At 72.0% G+C, this 6,475-nt stretch carries 6 protein-coding genes; 5 read left to right on the forward strand and 1 reads right to left on the reverse strand.

Going from position 1 to position 6,475, the window contains the following annotated elements; all coding sequences use genetic code 11:
• Positions 1-189: 189 nt before the first annotated feature.
• Positions 190-702, forward strand: a complete 513-nt coding sequence (locus tag D7V93_RS35175) for a single-stranded DNA-binding protein (protein ID WP_120647524.1) — start codon at positions 190-192, stop codon at positions 700-702.
• Positions 703-797: 95 nt separating this feature from the next.
• On the opposite strand, the gene D7V93_RS35180 is transcribed toward D7V93_RS35175, so the two are convergent.
• Positions 798-1,481, reverse strand: coding sequence for a succinate dehydrogenase/fumarate reductase transmembrane subunit (locus D7V93_RS35180; protein WP_120647525.1), 684 nt, complete (start codon positions 1,479-1,481; stop codon positions 798-800).
• 278 nt (positions 1,482-1,759) lie between these two features.
• Here D7V93_RS35180 and D7V93_RS35185 point away from each other — a divergent pair, with 278 nt between their 5' ends.
• The 4 genes from D7V93_RS35185 to D7V93_RS35200 form a co-directional block, all read left to right on the forward strand.
• Positions 1,760-2,653, forward strand: a complete 894-nt coding sequence (locus D7V93_RS35185) for an Hsp33 family molecular chaperone HslO (protein ID WP_120647526.1) — start codon at positions 1,760-1,762, stop codon at positions 2,651-2,653.
• A gap of 175 nt (positions 2,654-2,828) precedes the next feature.
• A complete protein-coding gene (locus D7V93_RS35190; RefSeq protein ID WP_244237690.1) occupies positions 2,829-3,527 on the forward strand; it encodes a phosphoribosyltransferase in 699 nt (232 codons plus the stop codon).
• Between the two features lie 33 nt (positions 3,528-3,560).
• Positions 3,561-5,489 carry a selenocysteine-specific translation elongation factor gene (gene selB, locus D7V93_RS35195; RefSeq protein WP_120647528.1) on the forward strand — a complete coding sequence of 643 codons (1,929 nt, stop codon included), beginning with the start codon at positions 3,561-3,563 and terminating at the stop codon, positions 5,487-5,489.
• Positions 5,486-6,475, forward strand: a 990-nt coding sequence (locus D7V93_RS35200) for a PAS domain-containing protein (protein ID WP_120647529.1), incomplete at its 3' end; no start/stop codon positions are given. The genes selB and D7V93_RS35200, both read left to right, overlap by 4 nt.

The following is a 6,475-nucleotide window of genomic DNA, read 5'->3' on the forward strand; positions in this document are numbered from 1 at the left end:
CCCATCCCCCCGGAATCTGGAGCCTTCCCGCCCGGGGGACAGGCGGGCGTCCGTCCGCGCCTCCCGTGGCCGGTTTCTAGCGGGGGGAATGTCAGTGGTGGATGCTATGGGCTGAAGGACCTGTCGGGGCGTGTGTCCTCGCGGGTTGTACCTGGCCCTTGGTGGGCCAGGTCTCGGTAGGGAGGAACCATGGCTGGAGGCGTGAACAAGGTCATTCTCATCGGCAATCTCGGCGCGGACCCCGAGGTGCGCTTCACCCCGGGCGGTCAGGCCGTGGCGAACTTCCGCATCGCGACGAGCGAGAGCTGGAACGACAAGAACGGCCAGAAGCAGGAGCGCACCGAGTGGCACCGCATCGTCGTCTGGGGAAAGCTCGCGGAGCTGTGCGGCGAGTACCTCAAGAAGGGACGGCAGTGCTTCGTCGAGGGTCGTCTGCAGACGCGTGAGTGGATGGATAAGGAGAACAAGAAGAACTACACCACCGAGGTCGTCGCCACCTCCGTCACCTTCCTCGGCGGCCGTGACGCCGGTGAGGGCTACAGCGGCGGCGCGGGTGCGGGTGGTGGCGGACGCCGGTCGCAGGGCAACGGCGCGCCCTCGCGCGGCGGGGACGACTACGGTCAGCCGTCGCCGCCCATGGGCATGGACGATGGCATGGGTGGTGGCAGCCATGGCGGCGCGGACGAAGACATCCCGTTCTGACGCCGGGGCCTACCGCCCCTGAAAAGCGAACCGGCCGCTCCTGGAAGTCAGGGGCGGCCGGTCGTGTTTTCGGGGATGGGAACCGCGGGCTTGCTTCAGCCGACGTCCATCGCCTCCGGGCTGAAGGCCGCGCCCGCCGTGTAGAGGGCGTAGATGGTGCCCCAGGCCATGGCCAGCAGGACGAGGAAGATGATGATGGAGACGGGCTCGAAGCGGCGCATGGAGCGGTCGCTGGCGAAGATGCCCCAGCCCATGGCGAAGGTCTGCAGGCCGTTGGCCAGGTGGTACGCGGTGCCCAGCGTGCCCAGCAGGTAGACCAGCAGCGTGGGGCCGTGGTGGTGCATCTCGCGCGCGATGTCGGCGAACGGCTCCGGGCCGCCCTCCATCAGGCGCGGGTGCAGGAAGGCCAGCCAGATGTGGGCGCCCAGGAACGCGAGCACGCCCAGGCCCGCCACGCGCTGCACCAGGTACTTCAGGTTGCCGTAGTTGTTGTAGGCCTTGTTGTTGGGCTTGAAGCTGAAGATGCGCACCAGGCCCCAGGCCGTGTGGATGAGCAGCGGCAGCATGACGATGAGGAACGTGAACGCCTGGGCGAAGGGGTTCGCGTACTGCGTCACCGACTCCTGCCAGGCCGCCGCGCCGCGGAAGGCGGACAGGTTGTCCCACAGATGGTTGATGACCCAGATGCTCAGGGGCACCACGGCGAGGAACGAGCCCAGCCGCGACTTCAACAGGGGCGTCCGGTCGGTGATGGCTTCGGCGGTGGCTTGGGTGCTCATCGAGTCTCCAGCGCGGGCACGCGGAAGGGGTGGGGTGTGGAACCCCGCGCGCGCCCAAGTCAGGCCCAGGTGATGACGGCCAGGGGCGGTTTATAGCCGTTCCACCGCGCGGGCTGGATTTCTTCCGCACCCATGCGTGCCAGCCGGGGAACACCGACTCATAAGCCCTGGCGATGCCAGCCCCCTGTCCCGGCTGCTGGCCGCCGGGCGGGCGGCCCAACCCCGGCCCTCTTCCGTTGGCGGGCGCGACCGGGTGGGGCACGCTAACAACCACCCTTATGCCCGATGAGCTCGTCAGTGGATTGTTGAAGGCGTCGGACCTGCGGCTGATGCTGGCCACCACCAGCGTCCTGTCCCGCCAGGCCCGCGCCGCGCACCAGAGCATGCCCGCCTCCGCGGCCCTCCTGTCCCAGGGCCTCACCGCCGCGGCCCTGATGGGGGCGCTGCGCAAGGGCACCGACTCCCGCATCAACCTGCAGCTGGAGTGCGACGGCCCCCTGCGCGGCCTCTTCGTGGACGGCGACGCGAACGGCGTCGTGCGCGGCTACGTGAAGAACACCCTGGTGGAGTACGTGGGGACCGAGGGCAGCTACCACTGGCGCCCCGTGCTGGGGAACCACGGCTTCCTGTCCGTGCTGCGCGACCAGGGCGGCGGTGAGTACTACCGCTCGTCCGTGGAGTTGGAGCACTTCGACCTGGTGGCGGACCTGGAGCGCTACTTCCACCAGTCGGATCAGGTGCCCTCCCACCTGCTCATGGTCCAGCTCCCCGGCGAGGTGGACGGCCAGCCGGACGCGCTCGCCACCGTCGCCGGCCTGCTCGTGCAGCCCCTGCCCAACGGGGACCGCGAGGCCTTCCGCGCGCTGGGGCCCCGCCTGCGGGCGCAGTTCCAGACGGCGGTGCAGGCGCACGCGCAGGACGGGGCGCTGACGCTCCTGCGCTCGCTCGTGCCGGAGGCGGACCTGGAGGTGATGTCGCGCTACCCGCTGCGCTTCACCTGCTCGTGCAGCCGCGACCGCGTGAAGCTCGCGCTGCTCGCCATGGGCCGCGAGGAGCTGCAGGACCTGCTGGAGAAGGAAGGCCAGGCGGAGGCCACGTGCCAGTTCTGCACGACGCGCTATGTCATCCCGGGCGTGGAAATCCAGCAGATGCTCACCGAAGGGAGCGTCTGAGCCGCCGGCCGGGACGGCGCGCAACGGCCGTCCCTGGTGAAGACAGACATCCTCCGCGTCCAAAGGATGTTGCGATGCTTCACACACTCCGAGGAGGCAGGCGCCGCGGTTGTGGCGAGGGCGCGATGCCCGGGATATGACAAGGCCGCCGCACCCCTCAGCCGGAGCTTTCGCCGTGGCCACCAAGCGGGCAGCGCCTGGGCCGAAGTCCCAGGACCAGCGCAACCCTTCCCCGAAGCAGCCCACCCCGTCCGCCGCCCAGAAGCTGGAAGCGGAGAAGCTCGTCTCCATCCCCAACGACCTGGTGCTCGCGCCCCAGGTAGAAGCCCCGCGCCAACCCACCGGCCGCGACCAGTCCCGGCAGAAGCCCAACGGGGTGGTGGAGCTGTCGTGGGCGGAGTTCGACCGCTCCGTGCAGAAGCTGGCGCGCACCATCCGTCAGGCCTGGGAGCCGGAGATGGTGGTGGGCGTGGCCCATGGTGGCGTGTACGTGGGTGGGGCGCTCGCGGGCGCGCTCGGCTGCCAGTTCTTCCCCGTGCGCATCAGCCGCCGCAGCCGCGACAAGACCGAGCGCACGAAGAACCGCGCCCAGCAGCAGGTGAGCGACGAGATGCCCCCGGCGCTCAAGGGCCGCCGCGTGCTCATCGTGGACGACATCGCGTCCAGCGGGGACACGCTGGAGCTGGCGACGGCGCTCGCGCGCAAGATGGGCGCGAAGGAAGTGAAGACGGCGTGCCTCGTGGCGCGGCCGGAGGGCTTCACGCCGGACCATGCGGGCATGTCCACCGACGCGCTCTTCGTCTTCCCGTGGGACTACGAGCCCGTGATGGCCGAAGCGCACTTCGACGACGACCCCGACAAGGCCGGGGCCTAGGCTCCCGGGCAGCACCGGGATGCTGAAGCGGCGATGATCATCGGGACGGCGGGGCACATCGACCACGGCAAGACGTCCCTGGTGAAGGCGCTGACCGGCATCGACACGGACCGGCTCCCGGAGGAGAAGCGCCGGGGCATCACGCTGGAGCTGGGCTTTGCCCACCTGCCCCTGGGCGATGGACGGGTGGCGGGCGTGGTGGACGTGCCCGGCCACGAGCGCTTCGTGAAGGCCATGGCCGCAGGCGCGGGCGGCGTGGACCTGGCGGTGCTGGTGGTGGCCGCGGACGAGGGCGTCATGCCCCAGACGCGCGAGCACCTGGACATCTGCCGGCTGCTCGGCGTGAAGGCGGGCGTCGTCGCGCTCACCAAGTCGGACCTGCTCGAGGCGCTGGGCGACGACTGGCGCGCGCTGGTGGAGGCGGACCTCGCCGCGCTCACCACGGGCACCTTCCTGGAGGGCGCGCCCGTGGTGCCGGTGTCCTCGAGGACGGGCGCGGGCCTGGGCGAGTTGAAGACGGCGCTCGCCCGCGCGGGCACCACGCTGCCGGAGCGCCCCGCGGAAGGGCCCGCGTTCCTGCCGGTGGACCGCGCCTTCAGCATCAAGGGCTTCGGCACGGTGGTGACGGGCACGCTCCTGTCCGGCAGCCTGGCGGTGGACGACGCGGTGGCGCTCCTGCCGGCTCAGCCGGGCGGAAGGTCCGGTCCCTTCCGCGTCCGGGGTGTGCAGGTGCACGGTCAGCCGGTGGCGCGCGTGGAGGCCGGGCAGCGCGCGGCGGTGAACGTGACGGGCGTGGAGACGGAGGATGTGCATCGGGGCATGGTGCTCACGCGCGCGGGCGAGCTGCCGGAGACGTCCATGCTGGACGTGGAGCTGACGCTGCTGCCCGCGGCCGAGGCCCCGCTCGCGAAGCGTCGCAAGCTGCTCCTGCACCTGGGCACCGCGCAGGTGGAGGCCACGGTGGCGCTTCTGGACCTGGACACGCTGGCGCCCGGGGAGACGGCGCTCGCGCAGCTGCGGCTCCAGTCGCCGGTGGGCGCGCTCGTGGGGCAGCGCTTCATCCTGCGAGGCTCGCGCGCGCTGCCGGGCCGGGGCGCCACGGTGGCGGGAGGGCGCGTGCTGTCCATCACCCCGCCGCGCCGTCGCCGGGGCGCGTCCGCGGTGGTGCGGCCGCTGTTGGAGGCGGACGCGGCCGGGCAGGTGGCGTGGCTCTTGCGGCAGGCGGGCTACGCGGGGCTGACGCAGACGGAGCTGTTCGGCCGCTCGGGGTTGGGGCCGAAGGTGCTGGCGCGCACGCTGGAGCTCCTGGGCGCGAAGGGCCAGGTGCTGCTGGTGGACCGCGAGAAGCGGCTCTACGTCTCGCACGACGTGTTCGAGGGCCTGCGCCAGCGGTCGCTCGCGCTGCTCGCCGCGTTCCACGAGCGCGAACCGATGCGCGAGGGCCTTTCGCGCGAGGAGCTCCGCCAGCGGCTCTCCGCGCAGCTGGATGCCCGACTGTTCCAGCGCGTGGTGCAGGCGCTGGTGGACGCCGGGAAGGTGGAGTCGGAGAAGGACGTGGTGCGCCTCCAGGGCCGGGGGCGCACGCTCACGCTGGGGGACGAGGCCGCGCGCGCACGCCTGTCGGCAGAGCTGTCCGCAGCGGGCCTGGCGCCTCCCACCGTCACCGAGCTGGCGCGCAAGCTGGGGCTGTCCCCGGAGAAGCTCCAGGAGCTGTTGAAGGTCCTGGTGGCGCAGGGGACAGGGGTGCGCGTGAGCGAGGAGCTGTGCTTCGACGCGAACGCGCTCACGGCCCTGCGCGAGCGGCTGGTGGCCTACCTGCGGGAGCAGAAGGAGATCACCACCCAGGGCTTCAAGGACCTGGTGGGCCAGAGCCGCAAGTTCATCATCCCCTTGTCGGAGTACTTCGACCGGGAGAAGGTGACGCTCCGGGTGGGTGACAAACGGGTGCTGCGTCGCGGATGAGTCCCAAGACCTACAGCCAGAGGGATCTGCGGGCCCTCGTGGAGCCCTTCTCCAACCCCGTGCTGGTGTTGGACGGTGCCGGCCGCGTCTGGGTGGCCAACGACGCGTACGCGGGGCTCCTGGGCCTGTCGCGCGAGGAGGTGGAGGGCCACTCCTTCCTGGACTTCGTGCAGGCGGAGGAGCGCAGCCGGCTGGCAGAGCGCTACCAGAAGCTGGCCCGGGGCTCACCGCTGGACGGGCGCACGCAGCTCTACCGGGTGACGAGCCTCCAGGGACGGATGAGCGAGGTGGCCGTGCAGGCCACGGAGCTGCAACTGGAGGGTGGCGGCTACGGCCTGCTCCTCAACTGCCTCCTCCAGGCGCACCGGCCGCTGGAGCTGGCGGTGGCGGAGCGACTGGTGGACACCTCCGCCGGGCTCGTGGCCGCGCGCTCGGAGGAGGCGGTGCGGCGCGTGGCGCTGGAGGGCCTGGAGCGCGCGGGCTTCCGGGCGCGGATCCTGCGCTGGGAGGGGACGCGGCTGGTGGTGCGTGACGGCGTGGCCCCGCCCGCGGACGCGCACCTGGCGCTGGAGGCGCTGTCGGACGGGCGCCCGGTGTTCGGCGGCGCGGACCAGGCGGAGCCCACGCACGCGTACCTGCCGGTGGGCGGGCCGCAGGCGGAGGTGCTGTGGGTGGCGGGGCCGTGGGTGGCGCCCCGGCACGGCTCGGTGCTGACGCTGTTCGCGAAGGTGGTGGGCGCGGCGCTCGCGGACGCGCACCTCCAGGCGGACGGCGCGCGCAGCCGCTGGGAGGTGGAGGCGGTGGCGGAGATGGCGCGCTTCGTGGCGCAGCCGGTGCCCCCGCCGCCGGAGACGTTCCTCGCCCGGGTGGCGGACCTGCTCCATGCCCGCGCGGTGGCGCTGCACGTCGCCCCGGAGCCGGGCCAGTCCCCCAGGCTCTTCGCGCACGTGGGCCTGGAGGAGGGGCGCCAGGAGGGGGGGGACCCG

The organism is Corallococcus llansteffanensis (genome assembly GCF_003612055.1).
GTDB classification, from domain to species: Bacteria; Myxococcota; Myxococcia; order Myxococcales; family Myxococcaceae; genus Corallococcus; species Corallococcus llansteffanensis.